Genomic DNA, 21,384 nt, shown 5'->3' on the forward strand with positions numbered 1-21,384 from the left:
CCGTTGGTTTATCTTTTGCTGAAGCAGATGTGGTGTAATTGAATGTGCTGTAATTAGCATTTTTTAAATACAAATTTGAGTCTACAGCATTTTTTTAGAATATTTCAATTATATAACGGATATTTTCTGGAATGGCTGTCTGTTTAAAATATTGTTTATCCAGTTTGCAAAACTGTATTTTTTTATAATATCCGGATTGATGCTGACAAATGGTCTGGCCAGAAAGCTCTCTATTTTCTGTAAATCATCCGCATTCTTCCATATAAAAATGTTATCCGGATGATAAAAATCAAGATTTTTGATTTGTGGGTTATTGGTAATTAATTTCTTTTGGTAATATAAAGCTTCAAATGTACGAAATGATAAACCATGATGAACCGGATTAACGATATCAATGAGTATATCTGCATTGTTGATATGCTTTAAATTGTCATCGAAGGTAATATTTTCAGGAATAAAATGAATTTCCCTGCAAGAATATAGTTCTGCTTTGCTAGCTTCAGACGGGCGAAATTTTATATTAAAATCTAGATTTATCCCGTTTTTAATTAATGCATTTGCACAGGCTTCTATAGCGGCAATGCGACTATCTACATGCAGTCCGACGAAATAGGCAATGGTTCCGGTATGTAATACAGGTTGTGGCTGATACATATCAAAATAGAAATTACTGATTCCATTTAGCCGGTACTGCTGGTATTCCTCATTATGCAGATCTTCAGAATCGAATACATAAAAACGATCAAATAAGTTTATTGTCGGCTTTGTTTTAGGAAATCGTCTGATTCCATTCCACTGATAAGCAACAAAATCGTTTTTTGTATGAATTTTTAGCAGTTGTAAGGCCTCTATAGGAAATAAGTCTGGGCGTATAACCAAAGTATAGTCGTAATGATTGTTGTCTAATAGGTTTTTAATATTTGCCAGTAATTTCTGATTGTACATTTGTTCTTTCAGATATGCTTTGTATGAACAATCTGAAAGAAAAATTTTTCGGGCTGTATGAATCAGGTGCGATTTCAGGTTAGGATAATAAAAACTGGAATCAACTTGCTTCTTCAATTCCTCTGAAGTGCTGTTTATAAAGATAACTTTAAAATTATGGTATTCTAAATGCTTTTGAATGGCAGCAGCGAAGTCACTATAGCTTGACATTGCCAGAATAATAGTTGGTTGCGACATTGTTAACTTAATTTTATGAAATCTGGTATTCTCGATAGCTGTAAAGTTGAAATAGTGTAACTATTATCAGATCAGATAGCTATTTTAGCAGTTTATACCGGTGAGTGTATCAGGATACTGGATTTATCTATGAATGGCAGACATATTTTAGCTATAATTTATAGATAATTTATGACTAAAGTATGTGCAGGGCTAATCAATGCTCAAAACTTTTTTAATTAATCTTGAACGCCGTCCGGATAGATTAATGTTTGTTAAACAACAACTGGAAAATCTGAATATTGCTTTTGAAAGGGTAAATGCAGTTGATGGCAATTGTTTAACTGATGAGCAAAAAGCCTTTTTTAACCAGAAAAGATTTGCACTGGAATGTAAACGTAAGGCCGTTAATGGAGAAATTGGTTGTGCCTTATCCCATCAGACGGTATGGCAGAGAATGGTAGATGAAAATATACCCTATGCTCTGATTCTGGAAGATGATGTACAGCTTAAACCTGAACTGCTTTCTTTGCTGGCTGATGAAAAAAATTTTCAGTCTTTTGATTTTTTAAATCTAACTTTAAAAAGACCTTTTTACGATATTGATGTTGCGGCAGTTAATTCTTGTATTGCGCAGAAACAGTTTGTTCGACCGCGATTCTGGCAATTGGTAAGGCGCAGATTATGGCGCTTTATGGAAAGTAAAGCTATTGTCCGGTGGAAAATTTTTCGTTTACATATGCTCTGTAATCATATGATTGCCTGTGAGTGTGATATCGCTCCGTCGTTGGCATGTTGTTATATTGTATCTTTGCAGGGAGCTAAAAATATGCTGCAGGCAAGTAAAAATCTCTTTTATCCTATTGATAAGGTCTGGCATTATAGTGGTGGCCGGTTAAAAGAGGCTTTTTTGGTTGAGCCGCTGGCATTTCAGAATCTGGATTCAGATATTCCTCATCGTGTGCGTTTTAAACTTACTTTGGGACAAAAAATTAAAAGATTTTTTCTTAAGGGGCGGCATTGGCGGCGTCATTTTGATGTTGTGAAAATGTATGGATGGACACGTTTATAATAAATGTATGTTAATCACTGAGAATAATACTAATGGTTAAACTGGGCAGAGAATATGCATGGCGAGCCAAGAATCGTAAAGTTGTGGTTCCGCTGGCACGGGTTGTTACTGATGAGATGAAAGCATCAGCAGATGATGCGGTAACAGTTGTAGCCTATCATACAGATGATGAATTTTATACGCATGAAGCCAGACGTATGTGTGCTTCTGCTGAACGTTTGGGTATCAGGGTTAAGACAACTACTATTTCCAGTCAGGGTGGGTGGGAAGCCAATACGTCGTTTAAAGCAGCTTATTTACTTCGTGAACGTGATATAGTCAGCGGACCGATGCTGTATGTGGATGTTGATGCGGTTTTTCATGTTTCTCCGTTAAAATATCTTGCCAGTCTGGATTGTGATATTGCAGTGTATTATGATTTAGGAGATGGTCATTTAGTATCTGCAACTCTTTTTTTCCAGGACACTGAGGCTGCAAGACACTTGCTGGCCGAATGGAACCGGCAGTGTATAGCACATCCGGAAATCTGGGATCAGGAGGTTTTACAATCTGTCATTGCTGCTGATCAGGCATCTGACAATCCTCGTTATAAAGTTTTTCATTTGCCTGTTGGCTTTTGCTGGATATTTGATCGTGAAGACAATCTGCGTGCACCTAAACAGCAGGTTTATATCGAACAGTTACAGGCGGCCCGTGTGGTTCATGAAAATCTGAGAACCAGCGGGAAGCTGTTTTCAATACGGAAAAGTAAAGTACAGCGCCGCATGGATCGGATACGAGAAATTGAGGATGTTCTGTTTAAGCAAAAATCTGATGATTAATTATAATATCTGTGGTGATACAAACAGATGATTTCTGCTCTAGTAATTAATCTGGATCATTCATTTGAGCGATTGGAATTTCAGCGCAAACAACTGATTCATTTGCAAATACCTATGCAGCGCCTGTCTGCTGTTAATAGTTCGGATATTCTTGGTGAACAATATGAACAATTAGCAAATGGCTGGGAGCGTAAATTGCGTCCGGCTGAGGTAGCCTGTTTTTTAAGCCATAAAGCTGCATGGCGATATGTACTTAATACCGATAAACCCTGGTTAATTCTTGAAGATGATGCTCTATTATCGCGTAAAACAGCAGATATTCTTGCTGCGTTAATTCCTCTGGCAAATGAAGTTGATTATGTAAATCTGGAAACGCGCCATCGACGTAAATGGATAAGTAAAAAAGCTTTTAATTTAATTGATGGTTATGAATTACGCCGGTTATATCAGGATCGGACAGGTGCCGCTGCATATGTTTTATTCCCTTCCGGGGCACGGAAGCTGTTAAACAGAGCTGAATATTCGGCACCGGCGCTTGCTGATGCATTTTTGTGTCGTTCATATGATTTGAATGCCAGACAAGTGTATCCGGCCGCTGCAATTCAACTGGATCAGTGTATTAATTATGGTCTGGAGCATACAGAATCTTTTGTTTCTACTATCACTCCTGAGAATAATCTGAAACCTCATGCAAAAGATATTTATAGTAACGTATGCTTTAAATATCGTCGTCTGGCAGCACAAATTCGTATGGGATGGAGGCAGTTATCCGTGCTGCGGTGTGCACAACGTATGCTGGTGCCAATAATAAAAAGTGATTTTGAGGAATAGTTGTGTGAATGGGGTAAAAGATAATTATGCAGGTACAGATAAAGTAGATTTAAGTATTCTGATTCCTGTATTTAATGTTGAATCGTATCTTTCCGGATTGCTGGATGCTTTATTTCCGGATTTGACTGCTTTAACTGAAGTTATATTTTATGATGATTGTTCACCGGATAATTCACTTAGTGTGATTCGCAAATATCAGCAGAGTTATCCGCAAGTGAATATTCGTGTACTGTGCGGAAAGAAAAATCTGGGTATTACTCAGGTTCGCCAGTGTCTGTTGCAGGCCAGTCATGCTGAATATGTCTGGTTTATTGATTCAGATGATTTGATTGAACCGCAAGCGGTACGGCAGATAAGGAATATTCTGAGTGAGTATCATCCGGATGTAGTACTGTTTGATTATGATGTTTTTTTTGATGGTAGTGGTAAAATTAAATACCATGAACATTTATCAGTTACTCCCGCAAATACTTTGCTGCATCAGAATAACGGTGAGTTATACCGCCTTGCAATTATGGATGGTAAACATTATTTCTGGAATAAAGTTTTCCGGCGTACTTTGGTAACAGATTCGAGTGATTTCACTATACCTGCCTATGAAGATATTGCGAATACTCCGATTATTCTGAATCAATGTCAGACTTACTTTTATTATCCGCAAACTTTAGTACATTATCGTATCTGGCCGGATTCGATTGTGCAGAAAATGAGTCTGAAACAGGTATATGGTATCAGGGCTTATCTGACACAGGCTGAATATGCTGATAAAGTGGTTGATGATAAAAAGTGCTGTGCTTATTTATTATATAAAGCTCATCTTTATTATTTCAGGTTGTGTCGTAAACTCAGAAAAATGAATCTTCCGGAAATGGAAAAAGCCGATATTTTGCTTTTGGCTAAAGAGCTATATGCACAAAAACAGTTATCGACTTGCGCAACTGTTTCGTTATTAGTACGTACGGGTATGTGGGACAAGGCGGCTAAACTGATATTAAAATCAGGTTTAGCCCGATTCTCATGCAGGTAAATATTTTCTGTTCAGATTGCAGTTATTTTACCTTCGGTAATCCATTTATAAATTAGTTTTTTTTCATCATCCCAGTTATGCCCCGTCCAGCCTTCACTGGTGAAATTATGTATATAAATTTGTTTTTCCGGATAATGCTGACAAATGTAATCAATGGCCAGTAAACCTGTGCTTGGCTGGCGAAAACCCAGTGTATTGGCACAGTGCTGATAAGTATCTGTAGGTATCGTGTTTATTTGATATTGATCCAGATGAGAGTGTTTAATCCATTTAGGAAAGCGCCAAATATATTTTATCCGTTTATGTAAAGGAATATTCTGATATCGTCCCAGACAAATATCTTTTGTGGTATATCGGAAAAATATTTGTGTGTCAGGTTTAAAAAACTGATGATCAATATTCAGATGTCTGATTTGTGTGTAGCCATTGGCAATAAATACCCAGTCGGCCATAAGTGTACAGTTTGGATTGGGGGTGTTAAAGCGGACTACGATATCGTCTTCATGAATTAATCCGGCAATAGAATTTTGTTCGTCAGCATTGCCAATGATGAAGAATTTACTGTGTGCTTGTACGATTTTCATAATAGTAATTTTATTGCCAATAATTTTTTAACCATGGAGCTGGTAAAACTTTACGGTACCATTTTCCTCCGCCTCCCCTGATGGCATCCGGAGGATTAACTTCGCCATGAAAGATGATAATTTTGCCGTAATCCGGCTTTTCCGGTGGCTGCCATAGCGCATAAGGCATTTTTTTTAATACGTCATATTTATAGCTCAGACACCAGTTTTCAGGCCAGTAACTTAGTTTATGATTTTCGCGCACATACCATGATAAAAATGCCTGTTCATGACGAAATTGCTGACGGATAGTCTGGAAATGCTTGCGAAAATAGTTCATTAAATCTGGTAATGCACCAATCTGAAATCGGTATACTGAGCTATTGCCGACTTTTCGCCACGGCTTTTTCCAGTCACGAATAATCCATACTTCGTCCTGACGGCTGGAAGGATGTGTGAAGAAGCAGTCTATGTTATCGATTATGACTATGTCTATGTCAAGAAATAAAGCTGTACCGTGTAAACCGTATAAATCTGCACTGAATGTTGTCAGTTTGTTCCAGCCACGTTCAGGCAGACCCTGAGGCAAATCAAGAGGTATCAGCGGATAACACTGAACAGCCGGATTGATGCCTTTAGCATCATCTGTCAGGCAAATCATGGTAAATGGTAGCGTTAAGTGGCGTTGCACCATGTTATAGAGGCGGTTGATGTATTCAGCATCATATTTTTGCCCCCATTTCATGCATAGTATGTAGTTTTGTGAAGCTGTGTCCATGGCATATTTTGTCTGGGTGGTTACTGGTGTGGGAGTATAGCATTTTAGATTTTTGTATAGTTTGATTCCATTGATTAAGAATAATAAATTGCTGATTGATTTTAACTGTTTTTCGCGGTTTTATTGATTATTCGCTGTTTGTGTTCGTTTTAATGCTAAACTTATTATCTGCTAGGTAAACTGAAATGGTTTTCTGTTAAGGTTTAATGGTGTTGAAAAGACGGATTAAAACAGATTTTCTGATGAGAGATAATTTGCTGTTCACAGATTTATTGTCAGTTCTGATGATATTTTGTATCTGTTTTTAAATGTGTTTGAATCCGGCGATAACCAAGGATTGTGAATGAAGAAGCTTTTATGGGTATTATTTAAGAGTAATCTGATTGTACGCATGCTGATATGTATGATTATCGGCGCGTTTATTGCGGCGTTTTTACCGCAGTACGGGGTGAAACTGGAATTTCTGGGTAAGGTATTTATTCAGGCTTTACGTGCAGCTGCTCCGATACTGGTTTTTGTATTAGTCATATCTTCTATTGTTAATAATAAATTTGATAATGTTTCCAGTATTAAGTCAGTAGCATGGTTATATGCTGTTACTGTTCTGATTTCTGCTGTACTGGCTTCTACGGTAAGTTTTTTATATCCGCTACAGCTGGTAATGGATGTACCGCCGATATCTGAAAAACCGCCGGAAGGTGTGGCAGAAATTCTTATGAATATTGTGCTCAAGTTTGTAGATAATCCGGTTGATGCACTGGCAACCGGTAATTTTCTGAGTATTTTGGCATGGTCAACAGCATTGGGTATTGCATTACGCCAGAGTAGTGAGGCAACGAAATCGGTGATTAAAAACTGGTCGGATGCCACTATCTGGGTGGTTCGCCTTGTTGTGGCAATTGCGCCTTATGGTGTACTTGGTTTGGTTGCTTCCCACTTTACGAGTGATGGTTTGGCTAAGCTGAAGAATTATCTTGAGCTGATTGGTGTATTACTGGGTCTGATGGTGTTTGTGGCACTGGTGATTAATCCGCTGATTGTATTTTTGAATTTTCGTAAAAATCCATATCCGCTGGTGTTTACCTGTTTGCGTTATAGTGGAATTACAGCGTTTTTTACCCGTAGTTCAGCAGCAAATATTCCGGTAAATATCCGTCTGGCTCAGCGTATGCAATTGCCGGAAGAAATTTATTCGCTGTCTATTCCTCTGGGTGTGACAATGAGTATGAATGGAGCAGCTATCACGATTACGACGATGACGATGGCTACTGTGCATACTTTAGGTCTGGATGTGAGCTTTATTCAGACATTGTTGCTGAGTATTCTGGCAACGGTATGTGCTCTTGGTGCTTCCGGTGTGCCCGGCGGTTCGCTGCTACTGATTCCGGTAGCATGCAGTATGTTTGGTATTGATCCGGCTATATCCGCTCAGGTGGTAGCAATCGGGTTCGTTATCAGTGAAATTCAGGACTCAGCTGAAACAGTTTTGAATTCTTCCAGCGATATGCTGTTTACCTCTGTGGTGTCACTCAAACAGCAGGGAAGAGATCCGAGTAAAATTGAGTTACTGCCGGAATAAGCCTGTATCATGATTGTGTATAGGCCGCTGTATAATTTATGCAGCGGTTTTTTATACGCGGGCAGAGTATTCGTTTTCTGCGCATAGGACGAATTTAATTTATATCTGTTTTTCTTCAATGTGAGGAATTTATGGCTATTCCTGTTTCTATACTGAATCTGGTACCACGTCGGGATAAAGGTACTGCTGCAGCGGCTATACAGGATATGTTGCGTCTGGCACAGGCTGCTGAACAGTTAGGTTTTGTGCGTTACTGGATCGCAGAACATCATAATATGCCGATGGTAGTTAGCTCTGCCACTCAGGTATTGATTGGTCATACACTGGCACATACCCATAAGATAAGGGTAGGCAGCGGAGGAGTAATGCTGCCTAATCACAGTCCGTTAATGGTTGCAGAACAGTATGGCACTTTAGCAACCATTTATCCGCACCGGCTTGATTTGGGACTTGGGCGTGCACCCGGTACTGACAGGGTAACAGCTGCAGCGTTGCGTCGGCAGTTAAATGATGTTTCATTACAGTTTGCTGATGATGTGGTGCAGTTGCAACGTTATCTTGGCGATGAGAATTGTCAGGGAATAGTAAAGGCCTATCCGGGTATTGGTACACATATTCCGCTCTATATACTGGGCTCCAGTACGGATAGTGCTTATCTGGCGGCCAAAATGGGACTGCCATACGTTTTTGCTGCACATTTTGCACCGCGTTTTCTGGAAGAGGCCGCAGCGATTTACCGGGAACGTTTCCAGCCTTCTGCTCAGCTGAGTAAGCCCTTTTTTATGCTGTGTTTAAATGTTGTTGCCGCGGCAACGGATGAAGAGGCTCGTTACCTGCAAACTACGCAGTTTCAATCAGTATTGGGACTGGTTCGCAATAGCCGGGCGCCGTTACAGCCACCAGTCCCTCATATGCACGGTTTATGGACTGCTGAGGAGGAAACTTATGTGCGTAACTTTACTGCCTGCACATTACTGGGTGCTCCTGATACTATTCGTCAGCAGCTGGAGGAATATCGCCTGCGCTTACAGCCGGATGAAGTAATGGCTGTGAGTTATATTTATGATATGGATAAATTACTTGAGTCTTATTATATTTTTAAGAGTGTGGCAGATATTGTCGGCTAATCTGTTAACTTGCCCATATTAAAACGAATTAATACCTGATAATAGGTATCTACCGGTCTGATATTTATAAATTTAATTGGAATTATTTGTTTCATATCAAATATTACTTGATTAATATTATCATTTTTACTGGTATTTTTGCGGTAAGATTACAATTATCTTTATAACGTAAGCAAATCGGGAGTATATGCATGAGCAACGATGTAATTAAGGTCTTTGTGGGTTGTGACCCGAATAACTGTGATCTGGAACAGATGATGGTGGTGGATTACAGCATCCATAAACATACATCGCGGCCAGTGGAAATTGTCTGGATGCAGTTAAGTCATGACCCGGAAAGCCCCTGGTACTCTGATCCGCAGTCTGGTGCCGGCTGGCATACTGAAAAATGGGCAACACCGTTTTCAGGTTTCCGCTGGGGTATTCCTGCTGCCTGCAATTATGAAGGCCGGGCTATTTATATGGATGCAGATATGATTATTCTGGCTGATTTAGCCGAACTTTGGGAGCATCCTATTGAAGGTGAAGCAATTGTTGCTGCCAAGGAAGTGCATGATCATGCCAAGGGCAAACGTTTTACCCGCTTGTGTACTTGTGTCTGGGATTGTGCGAAAGCTAAAGCTAAATTGCCTGAACAGGCTACGCTGCGTGCTGACCCTGATTCGCATAAGAAAATGATGGCTAAGTTTAAAGAGCATCCTGAATGGGTACAGGCTTATACAGCTGCATGGAATTGTGTCGATGGTGAAGGTATGCCGATCGAGCAGATGAAAATTTTGCATTATTCGGATATGGGTACCCAATTTAGCCATAAGTATTCAATCCCGCGTTTGTCTGCAGCTGGCCAGAAACATTGGTTTGATAGTGATATTCTGCCTCATCCGCGTAAAGATCTGGTTGAGCTGTTTGACCAGTACTATCAGGAAGCTCTGGATGCCGGCTATAAGCTGGAAAATTATGCTGTGGAACCTTTTGGTGCTTTCCCTAAGGAATCTCAAGTAGGTTATGATGGCAATGAAGTTACCCGCCAGAAAAAACAAAAACCATTACTTTCACGTGTTTGGCATAGTCTGCGTGGGCGCGAATAAGTTATTAATTAAATCTGATTACTGGTCATCTGCCAATCTGGCTGATGACCAGTTTTTTGTTACTGATAGGGGCAAAAATGAATGAATGTATGCTTATAATTCAAATGGCATCATAATTACATTTCCAGCGGATCTACATCGATCAGCCAGCGTGTGTGCGGGCTGGTTTTTTCCAGATGCAATAGCCAGCTTTGCCATATGGTAATGCTGTGATGTAATTCGCGCCGGTTATGACTTTCCAGAAAGACCTGTGCCCGTTCATAACCGGCCAGCCGTGCCATTAACATTGGTACTGGTCCGAAAATACTGACACTGGGCGGTAAAGACTGTTGTTGTCCGATACCCTGTAATGCCTGTCGCAGGAGTTCCTGTGCTTCACGCATGGTTCTGGCGTCAGCACGAATAGCTGCCATATAGCTGAAAGGTGGCATGCCCAGTTCCTGTCTTTCCGTCAGTTCTGCTGTTGCAAAAGTAATATAATTTTGTGCAGCCAGCGCCTGATAAACTTTGTGTTCGGGTTGTCTGGTTTGTACCCAGACTTCGCCACTGCATTCTGCTCTGCCGGCACGGCCGCTTACTTGCATCAATTCGGCAAACAAGCGTTCTGGTGCGCGAAAGTCTGCACTATAAAGACTGTTATCTGCATTTAAAACAACAACCAGATTCAATTGCGGAAAATCATGACCTTTGGCCAGCATCTGGGTACCGATCAGAACATCTACCTGCCGGTTAATGATTTTACTGTAAATATCTGACCAATCCTGCCGGTGGGTGGTGCTGTCGCGGTCTACCCGCAGAATACGTGCCTTAGGTAACAGATATTGCAGGTTTTCTTCTATGCGTTGTGTTCCTTGCCCGACAGCTGTTAAATCCTGATTACCGCATTCCGGACAACAATGTGGAATACGCTGGTGAAAATCACAGTGATGGCAGCGCAGCTGACCGGCATGCTGATGTAAAACCATCTTGGCCGAGCAGTTAGGGCAACCGAAAGTATGCCCGCAGGCGGCGCAGAATAAAGCTGGAGCAAAGCCGCGACGGTTCAGATAGACCATACTTAAGCCACCATTGGCAAAATTGGTCTGTAATTTTTGTTTGATAATGTCGCTCAAACCATTATCCAGTGGTAACCGGCGAATATCTACCAGATGAATTTGCGGTAATTGAGCACTGATATGGGCGCGTTCGCTTAATTGCAGTAGTTGATAATCTTTTTGCTGGGCTTTATACCAGCTTTCCAGAGACGGAGTGGCACTGCCCAGTACAATAGGACATCCTGCCTGCTGCGCACGCCACACAGCCAGATCCCGTGCCTGATAACGCAGTTCGCTTTCCTGCTTGAATGAGTAATCATGTTCTTCATCGACTACAATTAATCCCAGATTATGCATGGGAGTGAAAACAGCCAGTCGGGTGCCAATGATCAAAGCCGCCTGTCCGAGTGCTGCCTGAAGATAACTGGTTGTCCGTTGTCCGGCAGCAGTCTGACTGTGCAGCAGAGCAGTAGTAGTATGTGGAAATCGCTGGCGCACACGCTGCAATAATTGCGGGGTCAGATTGATTTCGGGCAGCAGAAATAAAACCTGTTTGCCCTGCTGCAATATTTTGGCCATGATGTCGAAATAAACTTCTGTTTTGCCACTGCCTGTAATGCCATATAACAGAAACGGAGCAAACTGACCGAATTTATTCTGTACTGTTGTACTGGCAAGCAGTTGTTGCTGATTAAGCTGATGCCGGCTTTCCGGAATGCTGCCGCAGGCCGGAACTGAAGTAGTCTGTATCCAGCCTTGTAGTTGCCACTGATTAAGATAATGTGCAGCCTGTGAATGTATGGTCTTAAGTTGTTGTAATGTAGCAGATGTTGTTTGCAGATGTTGCCATAATGCATTTTGTTTGTGAAAGCGTGCCGGTGGAGGAGGCTGTTCATGCCCCAGAGCATTTAACGTGTAAATCACTTCCGGTCGGGGTAGTTGCACGACTTCAGGCTGACGCAGTCCCTTCGGCAACGCTGCCATTACTGCCTGCCCGAGAGGATAGTGATAATAGCGGGCAGTAAAACTGAGTAATGTGCGCCAGTCTTCAGGCAATTGCCAGTCATCAGAAAGCACTGATTCTATTGGTCGTATTTTGCTGATATCAATTTCCGGTTCTACATTACTTTCCCATACTATGGCGGCCACCAGACGTTTGCGAAAGCGTACTGCTACCCGTGTACCGGCGGGCAGGGCTGTGGTATGGGCATAGGTAAGCAGTGAATACAGGGGCACATTCAGTGCCAGTTGATGGTAAATCAATGTAAGTAGAAATAAAAAAGGCAATGAAATGCTGATTGTAACTCAATTTGGCCAGCTTTTATCATTGCGCTGTTTATGCGATAATTTGTATTAATTTATTATTACGGGAATGATAGCGTGATGCAGATACTGGCAGCAGATGTTCAAGATTGTCTGGAACAGGTATTACATCAGTACAGCTAATTTCCGTAAGATTTTACCCGTTTGAAGACGGGTTTTTTTGTGCCTATTGATAAATGCTGAAGGTTAAATTATGGCTAATCCGCTGTATCGGCAACATTTCATTTCTATTAATGATTTATCTACTGCGCAGTTGGAATTTTTGCTGGCGCTCGCTTTACAGTTAAAACAGCAGCCTCAGGCTGATTTATTAGACGGACGTTTAATTGGTTCGTGTTTTTTTGAACCGTCTACACGAACCCGTTTGTCATTTGAAACTGCTATCCAGCGGCTGGGCGGTAAAGTTATTGGTTTTGCTGATGGTGCCAATACCAGTGCCAAGAAGGGAGAAACGCTTGCTGATACCGCCAGAATTATCAGTAATTATGCAGATGCAATTGTAATGCGTCATCCGAAAGATGGTGCAGCCCGGGTGGTCAGTGAGTTTGCCCGGGTGCCTGTTATTAACGCAGGAGACGGTACGAATCAGCACCCGTCGCAGACATTGCTGGATTTAGTCACCATTTATGAAACGCAGGGGCATTTACAGAATCTTAAAATTGCTTTAGTTGGTGATTTGAAATACGGCCGTACTGTACATTCACTGGCGCAGGCTCTCAGTCGCTGGGGGTGTGAATTTATTTTTGTGTCTCCGCCAACTCTGGCAATGCCTGCTTATATCTGTGAGCAGCTGGATGATAATGGCGTACATTACCGGACTTCCGGCAGTCTCGAAGAAGCATTGGCCTGGGCAGATATTCTGTATATGACGCGTATTCAGCGTGAGCGGTTCGATGAACAGGAGTTTGCCAGAATCAGTGGTCATTTTAATTTGTGTGCGGCTATGCTCGGGCAGGCTAAACCGAATATGCGTATTTTGCATCCTTTACCGCGTGTGGATGAAATCCATGCAGATGTCGATGACAGTATTCATGCTTATTATTTTCAGCAGGCCAATAATGGTATGTATGCGCGGCAGGCTATTCTGGCGGCGATTCTGAATGAACATATTGATATAGTTGTAGCAAAAGGATAAACAATGATGAATCAGACCAGACTGAGTGTTGAGGCAATAAAAGATGGTACTGTGATTGATCACATCCCGGTAGGGCAGGGGCTGACTATTTTGCGCCAGTTTAAATTGCTGCATTCCGGTGATGCGGTTACGGTAGGGTTTAATCTGAGCAGTAAATCCACCGGCAGCAAGGATATTATTAAAATTTCCGGTCAGTATCTTGATGATGCTGCGGCTAACCGTTTGGCTTTGTTCGCGCCGCAGGCTACAGTTAATGATATTGAAAATTTTCGGGTAGTACGCAAACGTACACTGACTTTACCGGAAAGTATCAGTGAAGTGTTTCGTTGTCCGAACAGCAATTGTGCCAGCCATGGAGAACCGGTAAAGAGCCATTTTTCTGTTCGGGTGAGCCATGGCGAAACCCGTTTATGCTGTCATTACTGCGAAAAAACGTTTGCGCGCGAATCCGTGATTGAAGCTTAGCTGTTAATTAACCGGTCTGGTGATTTATAGTCCGAATGCTTCGGCATGAAAGCTGATATGGCTTTCTATAAATGTACTGACAAAATAATAGCTGTGATCATAGTTTTCACGCAGATGATACCGAATGTTAATGCCTTTGGCTTTGGCTGCCTGAACGAAATCCTGTGGATTTAATTGCTCAGGATAGTATTCATCCCCGCTTCCCTGATCGATAAGAACTGGTAATGAAAACGGATACCGGCTGATCAGTTCGGTACTGTCATATGCAGCCCAGTCTTGCTGATTGGTTCCCAGATAGGTTGAGAATGCTGCCTGACTCCATGATCCGGCTACCGGATGGGCGATAGGAGCAAATGCCGATACAGCAACGTAGCGCTGAGGGTTTTTCAGGGCAATCATCAGCGCACCATGACCACCCATACTGTGGCCACATAAACTGCGCTGTTCATTGACCGAAAAATGTTTTTCGATAAGTTCGGGCAGTTCTGTGACCACATAATCATACATCTGGTAATGCTGAGCCCATGGCTGCAGGGTAGCATTAAGATAAAAACCGGCTCCCTGTCCCAGATAGTGCACATCTGCATCAGCTACATCAGTACCGCGCGGACTGGTATCCGGCATAACCAGAACAATACCCCATTCAGCAGCAAAACGCTGTGCACCACTTTTCATCGAAAAATTTTCATCAGTACAGGTGAGCCCGCTCAGACAATACAGTACAGGCAGCCGGTAGCCTTGTAAGGCACGTGACGGAAGATAGACAGAAAATGTCATGTCACATTGATTGTAGTGACTGTAATGCCGGTAACGTCGTTGTTCGCCGTTAAACAGTTTATGGGTGGTCAGCAGAGTAATTTCAGCCATTTTAAAGGATCCGTATTGAGTTTATAACATGATGAAATACAGGCAATTACATTAATAATGTGTATGCACATACGCATATTATTAATAATAAATGACTGTACGAATTGATTCGCCGGTATGCATCAGCTCGAATGCCTGGTTAATATCAGTCAGCGGCAATGTATGAGTAATAAATGGTGTCAACTCGATTTTACCCTGCATGGCTTCTTCCACCATCTGCGGCAGTTGTGAGCGTCCTTTAACCCCACCGAAAGCAGATCCTTTCCATACCCGTCCGGTAACCAGCTGAAAAGGGCGTGTGGCTATTTCCTGACCGGCACCGGCGACGCCGATAATAATGCTTTGTCCCCAGCCCCGATGAGCGCATTCCAAAGCAGCACGCATCACTTCTACATTACCGATACACTCAAAACTATGATCTACGCCCCATTCAGTCAGACCAATAATTACCTGTTGTATAGGTTCCTGATAATCGTTCGGATTAATACATTCTGTGGCACCAAAATGTCTGGCAAGGGCAAATTTAGCCGGATTGGTATCAACAGCAATAATTCGTCCGGCTCCGGCCTGTCGTGCCCCCTGTACTACAGCCAGCCCGATACCACCCAGCCCGAATACGGCAACAGTATCACCTGCCTGTACTTTAGCAGTATTGTGTACTGCACCAATACCGGTAGTGACTCCGCAGCCTAGCAGACAAACCTGATCATGTCTGGCTTCAGGATTGATTTTAGCCAGAGATACCTCTGCCACAACGGTATATTCGCTGAAAGTTGAACAACCCATATAATGGTAAATGGGTTTTCCCTGATAGGAAAAACGTGTTGCGCCGTCAGGCATCAGCCCCTTACCCTGTGTTGCTCTTACTGCGGTACACAGGTTTGTTTTACCCGAACGGCAAAACAAACACTTCCCGCATTCGGCGGTATACAAGGGAATGACATGATCACCGGGTTTGACAGAAGTGACGCCTTCACCAACTTCTACCACAATACCGGCACCTTCGTGCCCCAGAATAACCGGAAATACACCTTCAGGATCATCGCCCGACAAAGTAAATGCATCAGTATGGCAAACACCGGTATGAGTAATCTTTACCAGTACTTCACCAGCCTTGGGCGGAGCAACGTCTACTTCAACAATTTGTAATGCCTCTCCCGGAGCAAAGGCAACTGCGGCACGAGATTTCATACTCTATCCTCTGAATTAATAAGCACATGTATTCGGCTAACATAACGGGATTGCAGCAATAAATCAATTGTCAGATTCTTAATTGCCAGTCTGATAGTCTGAATATGAGACCAGAAAAGCTGTGCAGAATAAATATTATGAGTGTAAAAATCTGATTTATATTGATATTCTAATGAATTTTATTTGTATGCCAGTATGGATAGTATATTTGTATGTATAAATAAAATTATTAACCGGAAAGCGCCACTATCAAACTTAATATATCAATAGTGGCGCTGACTGATGTGCAAGCATAAAAATCAGCCAGAAATGCCTGATTTCCTTGTTAGAAAATGCTGATATATCTGAAATATAGGTGTACTCATTATCTTTAAAACAAGGATTTTCCAAGTCAAATGCAGCAATCGCAGCTATATTTTGAGTATTTAATTTATTGATTTTTAAATGCTCAATACTCTTTTATGGCGAAATTTGTTAGCTGTCTGGCAATTCTTTCCATCAACTGGCTGATAATTTTACGTTGTAATATTTTGGTGTAATAAGAAAGGCAAAGTATCAGGCAGCCATTAAGGAAAGCCAGATGAAAGGTGGCAGTCAGAGTGCCGCTGTTCATATTGGCTCCGGTACGAAAGTTATGCAGCTTGAAGTTTGGCGGTACGGTTATTTTGTTAATCCGGCCATTATTGGTATATATAAAAACCAAATCTTTTTGCAGATTTTGTAACGTTATCGGTGACAGCATTTTATTTGCTGCAACTGTTGCTTTGGCATCCAGAATATCCTGTTTAATTTGCTGTGCACTGGTGTAAATATCTCCGGAAATAGTGGTTATTGCCTGCTGAATTAAGCAGGTAAAGCTGTCTTCTATGTTGAGTATCGGATGGCAGTTAATCGCAGTTAATATGGGAAATGAATCCAGCTTAAAAAAATCAGTATTGGTCTGCTGAATCAGGGCAGTCAATAATGAATTCATGGTCAGATTATGTCTGCTTGCTATTGAGCTTAATTTTTCAACAGTTTCTGCTTCAATTATGGCCGTATAGCTTGCTGTTTGGATTTCTCTGGCAGGATTACTCCACATTTTTACAGCTTGTTGATAATCAGGATAACTGTGTCCTGTCTTATTTGCAGAACTAAAACCTGTATTTTCTGGAGATATATTTCGGTCAATAGTTTTATCAGAAAAATTTTGTGCAGACAGACGTAATATTTCAGAAAAAATCTTCAGACCGGCTGTGGCGTCTGCAATGACGTGAGCCAGTGTCAGTATCAGTAAGTGGCGATTAAAATTATCCTGACTCAGCATGGTCAATCTGCATAATTGCTGATGGATATCTAACGGATCATTTACCTCTCTTTCCAGTAATTCATCAAAAGAGCGGACATCATTTGAGGGTAATTCCGGTATGGTAATGACGGTGAATATTATGGGAAAAGATAAAGAGGATTTAACCAGATGCCATTGACTTTCCTGTAGAAGAATTTTGGAGGCCAGTGCCTCATATTGCTTTTGAATGATTTGTAAAGCCTGCTCTACTCTGCTCGGTTCCAGTTTACCTTCAACCTCCAGAATTAAAGTAAATTGTGTTGTTCCTGAAAAATTAGTATGCAAATTTGCCATACCACTTTCCAGTCTGTTCAGAGGGCGGATAAAGTTTAACGCCTCTGATTGAATATCAGAGATCTGAGTGCTCATTTTTATTTCCTTTATATTGACTTGAATAAGTTCAGAAAAGCGATTAATAATTTTTTGTTAAAAAAGAAATCGATAGGAAAACACAAATTTAAAATAAGGTAAGTCTAATACTGTTATTTTATTTATTTTTAAATCTTATTTTATTTTGTAGATAATTTGCTATTAAATTATTGTATATGTAGATATATTTTACATTTTATTGGAATGGTAATGCCTATTAAGCAACAATATTAGTAATATATAAATAAAATAAATTTATCTGTAATAGGCCAATTATTTATTAATATTAATAGCGAAGTAAGCACGCATATCTGGTAAGTAATAAGACTGTACGGTTTTTCAGCAAAATTGATAGACATTTTAATATTATTTTTTTTAGCGGATTTCCGTATATATCTTACTTTCCCGGTCATACTGGCTATTACTGTACAGGCAATAAAAATTTGATTTACTGTTTAATTCTTATTATCTGAATTTTTATATGATTTTGGCATATTATAATCAAACATTTTGTGATTGGTTTATGACTGAAACAAACTTGAAATACCTGATTTGATTTAAAATTTATCAGAGATAATACGGTTAATCAGCTAAATGATCCCATACTGGTTTACAGATAGGTGGTAGTTCAGGACAGCAGCCGAGCAGGCCACCACCAAAATCACCATCACGATGAAAATCACTGCCACAGCTGGCTAAAAAATCGAATTGTTGTGCCAGTAAGGCATAGTTCAGTCTATCGTTCAGATTAGAACGCCCACTATGCACTTCAATCGCTTCGCCACCACAAGCCTTAAAATCACTGAACAGATTGCGGCGTGCAGTAGCAGACAGCTCATAGCGCATTGGATGCGCAATAACCGCAATCCCGCCGGCATGCCGGATAGCGGCAACAACCTCAGCCAGTTCTGCCCAGTGATGTTTAACACTACAGGATTTACCGTCACCAAGATATTTGCGAAATGCATCAGCTTTTTTATTTACATGGCCGGACTGGACTAAAAAATCAGCAATATGCGTACGTGTCACCATATCTATATTCGTAGTAAGTGCCAGTGTACCTTCATAAGCATCACTAATTCCTTTTTTAGCCAGCTTATCGGCAATGGCCTGTAGACGCTGTAAACGGCCGCTGCGAAGACGTCCGAGTAGAGTTTGTAATACTTCATCTTCCGGAGATATATTCAGACCGACAATATGTATAGTGCGTCCGCGCCAGCTTACTGAGATTTCCACCCCGTTAATCAAAGTGATTCCTGACTGCTTGGCCTGTGCATGCGCAGCAGCCAGACCACCGGTATGGTCATGGTCTGTTAATGCCAGCAATCTGCAACCATTAGCAGAAGCACGTCGGACAACTTCGGCTGGCGTCAGTGCGCCATCAGAAACCGTGGAATGACAATGTAAATCAATATTCATGAGCTTTTTTCGTTATTAGAAGATGATGTGGACAACTGTGCCTGGATCGCTTCATATGCAGCTTTTTCGCGGTAATAAATTTGCCAGACACAGGCATCGCCACAGTCACTATTGCAGCATTCCCAGTCTTCCGGTGGTACTGGCGGAGTTAATAATTCCGGTGCGCTCATAACTCACTATTAATGACATTGATTTCACTGTCACCCAGCCGGATACTGTCTCCGGCAATGATTTTCGCGGTTTTACGGGTTTCCGGCTGCTGATTGCGCAGTACTTTACCTTCGGCAATCAATTGTTTGGCTCTGCCGCCGCTTTCTGCCAGCCCGGTCAGTTTAAGCAGATCACATAACGCAACATGCGGATGTCCGGCTAAGTCAAATTGCTGTTTCATCTGTTATACCTTTCCATAAATAGCTATTGTAGCTATTATCAGCGTCGAAGAGGATTTTGTTTTATGTATTGGTTACGCTAAAGGCATAAAATATGCTATGGTTTAACCAGAGTTTACCGGAGATTTGCCGTGGATACACTTAGCTGGTTATGTCAGCTGATTGCTTTTGATACCACCAGCCGTCAGAGTAATCTGGCCTTGATTAATTATGTGGCCGATTATCTGGAGAGCCGTAAACTGTCGCCGTGGCTGGCACATAATGAAAAGGGGGATAAAGCCAATCTGTTTGTCACTATCCCGGCTGCTAATGGCAGTACTTCCGGTGGGATAGTACTTTCCGGTCATACTGATGTTGTGCCGGTAGACGGGCAAAAATGGTTATCAGACCCGTTTGCAGCAAATATACGGGATGGTCGCGTATATGGTCGTGGCAGTAGTGACATGAAAGGTTTTATTGCCAGCGTACTGGCTGCGGTTCCGGACATGCAGAAGACAAAGCTGAAAGTCCCATTACATATTGCTTTGTCTTTTGATGAAGAAGTCGGCTGTCTCGGTGCACCGGTGATGCTGGCTGAGCTGGAAAAAAGAGGTTTGCAGCCGCAATCCTGTATTGTTGGTGAACCTACATCCATGCAAATGGTAGTGGCCCACAAAGGGATCCATACTTTCTGTTGTGAAGTACACGGTAAAAATGCTCACTCTTCGCTCACGCCTGATGGTGTGAATGCAATTGAATATGCAGCCCGTCTGATTGTATTTATCAACCAGCTGGCTCAGCAATTACAACAGCGGGCTGATTTGGATCATGCTTTTGATGTGCCGTTTGCTACTGTTTCAACTGGCCTGATTCGTGGCGGTACTGCTATTAATATTGTGCCGGATTATTGTACCTTTGAATTTGATTATCGTAATTTGCCGCATATGACGGTAGAAGAACTGACTGAACCGATTCGGCAATATATTGCAACGACCCTTTTACCCGCTATGCAGGCAGTGGTACCGGAAGCATCAATTAAGCTAACCCATAATGTACAGGTACCTGCTTTAAATGACGCAAATAATCAGCAGCTGCATGCATTGATTACTCAACTAGTGGATAATAAACAACAAGCCAAAGTGGCCTATGCGACTGAAGGCGGCCAGTTTCAGAATAGCGGTATCAATACTGTTGTATGTGGTCCCGGTAGTATTACAGTGGCTCATAAGGCTGATGAATATATAGAACTGGAGCAGCTTGAACGCTGTGATCACTTTTTACGCAAACTGATTCAGGTGCAAAGCTTATCATTTACTTGATACGGTATTATCAAACTCTGCGCTGTTTTATATATAAAATGTTTAGGATTAACTGAAGAACAGGAAAATCAGATGGCAACCAAAAAATTTCTCTCTGCAGGGATATTGTTATTATCACTGATATTATCAGTGATGACTGTTCAGGCGAATGGCGTAAACGTTTATATGAGTGCTATTAATATGAGTTATGCGCGTTTTAATTCAGCGCAAACAGTCGCAGATGCCAGTAAAGCTCTGGCCAGTATGCGGGCTGCTGCCGTGGCCGCTAAAGCAAAAAAACCTTCCGGTCTGGAAAATGCTGCACCGAATAATCCAAAATTGAGAGCATACTATGCTGAGATGGATAAATTGATTGCAGAAATTGATAAAACCAATAATCTGGTTAAAGCGGGAAAAATGGTACAGGCTAAGGCAGAAGGTAAGAAAATATTGCAATTACGTGATGAAGGGCATAAAGCGATGAGGCAATAAAAGATACTAGGGCGGTATAGCAGTAAAAACGATAGTCCAGAATGCAAAA

General features: G+C 41.6%; 21 protein-coding genes. 11 read left to right on the forward strand and 10 right to left on the reverse strand.

Annotated elements, in window-relative coordinates:
• Positions 1–108 precede the first annotated feature (108 nt).
• Positions 109–945: a hypothetical protein gene (locus H3U73_RS08720; RefSeq protein ID WP_198190398.1), complete on the reverse strand. Its 837-nt coding sequence runs from the start codon at positions 943–945 to the stop codon at positions 109–111.
• Between the two features lie 436 nt (positions 946–1,381).
• Here H3U73_RS08720 and H3U73_RS08725 point away from each other — a divergent pair, with 436 nt between their 5' ends.
• Genes H3U73_RS08725 through H3U73_RS08740 form a run of 4 tightly spaced genes read left to right on the forward strand, consistent with a single transcriptional unit; the run spans position 1,382 to position 4,912 of the window.
• Complete coding sequence (locus tag H3U73_RS08725) at positions 1,382–2,233, forward strand: glycosyltransferase family 25 protein (protein ID WP_084550268.1); 852 nt, start codon at positions 1,382–1,384, stop codon at positions 2,231–2,233.
• Between the two features lie 32 nt (positions 2,234–2,265).
• A complete protein-coding gene (locus H3U73_RS08730) occupies positions 2,266–3,054 on the forward strand; it encodes a putative nucleotide-diphospho-sugar transferase (protein WP_198190399.1) in 789 nt (262 codons plus the stop codon).
• 27 nt (positions 3,055–3,081) lie between these two features.
• Positions 3,082–3,885: a glycosyltransferase family 25 protein gene (locus H3U73_RS08735; protein ID WP_084550266.1), complete on the forward strand. Its 804-nt coding sequence runs from the start codon at positions 3,082–3,084 to the stop codon at positions 3,883–3,885.
• A 4-nt stretch (positions 3,886–3,889) separates the two neighbouring features.
• Entirely contained in the window at positions 3,890–4,912 is a 1,023-nt protein-coding gene (locus H3U73_RS08740) for a glycosyltransferase family 2 protein (protein ID WP_172397384.1), read from the forward strand.
• 11 nt (positions 4,913–4,923) lie between these two features.
• Here the strand turns inward: H3U73_RS08740 and H3U73_RS08745 are convergent, their stop codons facing one another.
• Together H3U73_RS08745 and H3U73_RS08750 are read right to left on the reverse strand one after the other, a co-directional pair.
• Positions 4,924–5,496, reverse strand: a complete 573-nt coding sequence (locus tag H3U73_RS08745; RefSeq protein ID WP_025331655.1) for a hypothetical protein — start codon at positions 5,494–5,496, stop codon at positions 4,924–4,926.
• Positions 5,497–5,506: 10 nt separating this feature from the next.
• Positions 5,507–6,253: a glycosyltransferase gene (locus H3U73_RS08750; RefSeq protein WP_084550257.1), complete on the reverse strand. Its 747-nt coding sequence runs from the start codon at positions 6,251–6,253 to the stop codon at positions 5,507–5,509.
• A 343-nt stretch (positions 6,254–6,596) separates the two neighbouring features.
• Between H3U73_RS08750 and sstT the strand changes: the two genes are divergently transcribed.
• The 3 genes from sstT to H3U73_RS08765 all read left to right on the forward strand — a co-directional run bounded on the left by sstT (position 6,597) and on the right by H3U73_RS08765 (position 10,047).
• The gene (sstT, locus tag H3U73_RS08755) at positions 6,597–7,832 is read left to right on the forward strand and encodes a serine/threonine transporter SstT (RefSeq protein WP_041880555.1); all 1,236 of its coding nucleotides are present in this window, start codon (positions 6,597–6,599) and stop codon (positions 7,830–7,832) included.
• Between the two features lie 131 nt (positions 7,833–7,963).
• The gene (locus H3U73_RS08760) at positions 7,964–8,959 is read left to right on the forward strand and encodes an LLM class flavin-dependent oxidoreductase (protein WP_084563141.1); all 996 of its coding nucleotides are present in this window, start codon (positions 7,964–7,966) and stop codon (positions 8,957–8,959) included.
• 191 nt (positions 8,960–9,150) lie between these two features.
• The gene (locus tag H3U73_RS08765) at positions 9,151–10,047 is read left to right on the forward strand and encodes a glycosyl transferase (protein WP_037394709.1); all 897 of its coding nucleotides are present in this window, start codon (positions 9,151–9,153) and stop codon (positions 10,045–10,047) included.
• 116 nt (positions 10,048–10,163) lie between these two features.
• Here the strand turns inward: H3U73_RS08765 and H3U73_RS08770 are convergent, their stop codons facing one another.
• Positions 10,164–12,344, reverse strand: coding sequence for a primosomal protein N' (locus H3U73_RS08770; protein ID WP_198190445.1), 2,181 nt, complete (start codon positions 12,342–12,344; stop codon positions 10,164–10,166).
• A gap of 253 nt (positions 12,345–12,597) precedes the next feature.
• Here H3U73_RS08770 and pyrB point away from each other — a divergent pair, with 253 nt between their 5' ends.
• Together pyrB and pyrI are read left to right on the forward strand one after the other, a co-directional pair.
• Positions 12,598–13,539, forward strand: a complete 942-nt coding sequence (gene pyrB, locus H3U73_RS08775; protein WP_084554665.1) for an aspartate carbamoyltransferase — start codon at positions 12,598–12,600, stop codon at positions 13,537–13,539.
• A gap of 6 nt (positions 13,540–13,545) precedes the next feature.
• A complete protein-coding gene (gene pyrI, locus H3U73_RS08780) occupies positions 13,546–14,004 on the forward strand; it encodes an aspartate carbamoyltransferase regulatory subunit (RefSeq protein ID WP_025331648.1) in 459 nt (152 codons plus the stop codon).
• A gap of 24 nt (positions 14,005–14,028) precedes the next feature.
• Here pyrI and fghA read toward each other — a convergent pair whose 3' ends face one another.
• From fghA to H3U73_RS08810, 6 genes are all read right to left on the reverse strand, one after another.
• Complete coding sequence (fghA, locus tag H3U73_RS08785; protein WP_198190446.1) at positions 14,029–14,862, reverse strand: S-formylglutathione hydrolase; 834 nt, start codon at positions 14,860–14,862, stop codon at positions 14,029–14,031.
• Between the two features lie 90 nt (positions 14,863–14,952).
• Positions 14,953–16,062, reverse strand: coding sequence for an S-(hydroxymethyl)glutathione dehydrogenase/class III alcohol dehydrogenase (locus H3U73_RS08790; protein ID WP_198190400.1), 1,110 nt, complete (start codon positions 16,060–16,062; stop codon positions 14,953–14,955).
• 448 nt (positions 16,063–16,510) lie between these two features.
• Positions 16,511–17,758 carry a condensation domain-containing protein gene (locus H3U73_RS08795; RefSeq protein ID WP_198190401.1) on the reverse strand — a complete coding sequence of 416 codons (1,248 nt, stop codon included), beginning with the start codon at positions 17,756–17,758 and terminating at the stop codon, positions 16,511–16,513.
• Positions 17,759–18,340: 582 nt separating this feature from the next.
• Entirely contained in the window at positions 18,341–19,177 is an 837-nt protein-coding gene (locus tag H3U73_RS08800; protein ID WP_198190402.1) for a PHP domain-containing protein, read from the reverse strand.
• Positions 19,174–19,347, reverse strand: a complete 174-nt coding sequence (locus H3U73_RS08805; RefSeq protein ID WP_198190403.1) for an oxidoreductase-like domain-containing protein — start codon at positions 19,345–19,347, stop codon at positions 19,174–19,176. Before H3U73_RS08805 ends, H3U73_RS08800 begins: the two co-directional genes overlap by 4 nt.
• Positions 19,344–19,568, reverse strand: a complete 225-nt coding sequence (locus H3U73_RS08810) for an RNA-binding S4 domain-containing protein (RefSeq protein ID WP_174830728.1) — start codon at positions 19,566–19,568, stop codon at positions 19,344–19,346. Before H3U73_RS08810 ends, H3U73_RS08805 begins: the two co-directional genes overlap by 4 nt.
• Before the next feature lie 129 nt (positions 19,569–19,697).
• On the opposite strand from H3U73_RS08810, the gene argE reads away from it, so the two are divergent.
• Together argE and H3U73_RS08820 are read left to right on the forward strand one after the other, a co-directional pair.
• Positions 19,698–20,864: an acetylornithine deacetylase gene (gene argE, locus H3U73_RS08815; protein ID WP_198190404.1), complete on the forward strand. Its 1,167-nt coding sequence runs from the start codon at positions 19,698–19,700 to the stop codon at positions 20,862–20,864.
• A gap of 72 nt (positions 20,865–20,936) precedes the next feature.
• Positions 20,937–21,335 (forward strand): cytochrome b562, encoded by a 399-nt coding sequence (locus H3U73_RS08820; protein ID WP_025331641.1) that lies wholly within the window; start codon positions 20,937–20,939, stop codon positions 21,333–21,335.
• Positions 21,336–21,384 lie beyond the last annotated feature (49 nt).

Origin of the sequence: Snodgrassella sp. W8124, assembly GCF_016100875.1 — a bacterium.
Lineage (GTDB): Bacteria > Pseudomonadota > Gammaproteobacteria > Burkholderiales > Neisseriaceae > Snodgrassella > Snodgrassella alvi.

Coding starts and splice junctions, on each gene's coding strand:
- sstT (WP_041880555.1), top strand. CDS start 6,597: ATGAAGAAGCTTTTATGGGTATTATTTAAGAGTAATCTGATTGTACGC.
- H3U73_RS08765 (WP_037394709.1), top strand. CDS start 9,151: ATGAGCAACGATGTAATTAAGGTCTTTGTGGGTTGTGACCCGAATAAC.
- H3U73_RS08790 (WP_198190400.1), bottom strand. CDS start 16,062: ATGAAATCTCGTGCCGCAGTTGCCTTTGCTCCGGGAGAGGCATTACAA.
- H3U73_RS08760 (WP_084563141.1), top strand. CDS start 7,964: ATGGCTATTCCTGTTTCTATACTGAATCTGGTACCACGTCGGGATAAA.
- H3U73_RS08735 (WP_084550266.1), top strand. CDS start 3,082: ATGATTTCTGCTCTAGTAATTAATCTGGATCATTCATTTGAGCGATTG.
- pyrB (WP_084554665.1), top strand. CDS start 12,598: ATGGCTAATCCGCTGTATCGGCAACATTTCATTTCTATTAATGATTTA.
- H3U73_RS08750 (WP_084550257.1), bottom strand. CDS start 6,253: ATGGACACAGCTTCACAAAACTACATACTATGCATGAAATGGGGGCAA.
- H3U73_RS08730 (WP_198190399.1), top strand. CDS start 2,266: ATGGTTAAACTGGGCAGAGAATATGCATGGCGAGCCAAGAATCGTAAA.
- H3U73_RS08800 (WP_198190402.1), bottom strand. CDS start 19,177: ATGAATATTGATTTACATTGTCATTCCACGGTTTCTGATGGCGCACTG.
- H3U73_RS08725 (WP_084550268.1), top strand. CDS start 1,382: ATGCTCAAAACTTTTTTAATTAATCTTGAACGCCGTCCGGATAGATTA.
- H3U73_RS08795 (WP_198190401.1), bottom strand. CDS start 17,758: ATGAGCACTCAGATCTCTGATATTCAATCAGAGGCGTTAAACTTTATC.
- H3U73_RS08810 (WP_174830728.1), bottom strand. CDS start 19,568: ATGAAACAGCAATTTGACTTAGCCGGACATCCGCATGTTGCGTTATGT.
- H3U73_RS08720 (WP_198190398.1), bottom strand. CDS start 945: ATGTACAATCAGAAATTACTGGCAAATATTAAAAACCTATTAGACAAC.
- pyrI (WP_025331648.1), top strand. CDS start 13,546: ATGAATCAGACCAGACTGAGTGTTGAGGCAATAAAAGATGGTACTGTG.
- H3U73_RS08745 (WP_025331655.1), bottom strand. CDS start 5,496: ATGAAAATCGTACAAGCACACAGTAAATTCTTCATCATTGGCAATGCT.
- H3U73_RS08805 (WP_198190403.1), bottom strand. CDS start 19,347: ATGAGCGCACCGGAATTATTAACTCCGCCAGTACCACCGGAAGACTGG.
- H3U73_RS08820 (WP_025331641.1), top strand. CDS start 20,937: ATGGCAACCAAAAAATTTCTCTCTGCAGGGATATTGTTATTATCACTG.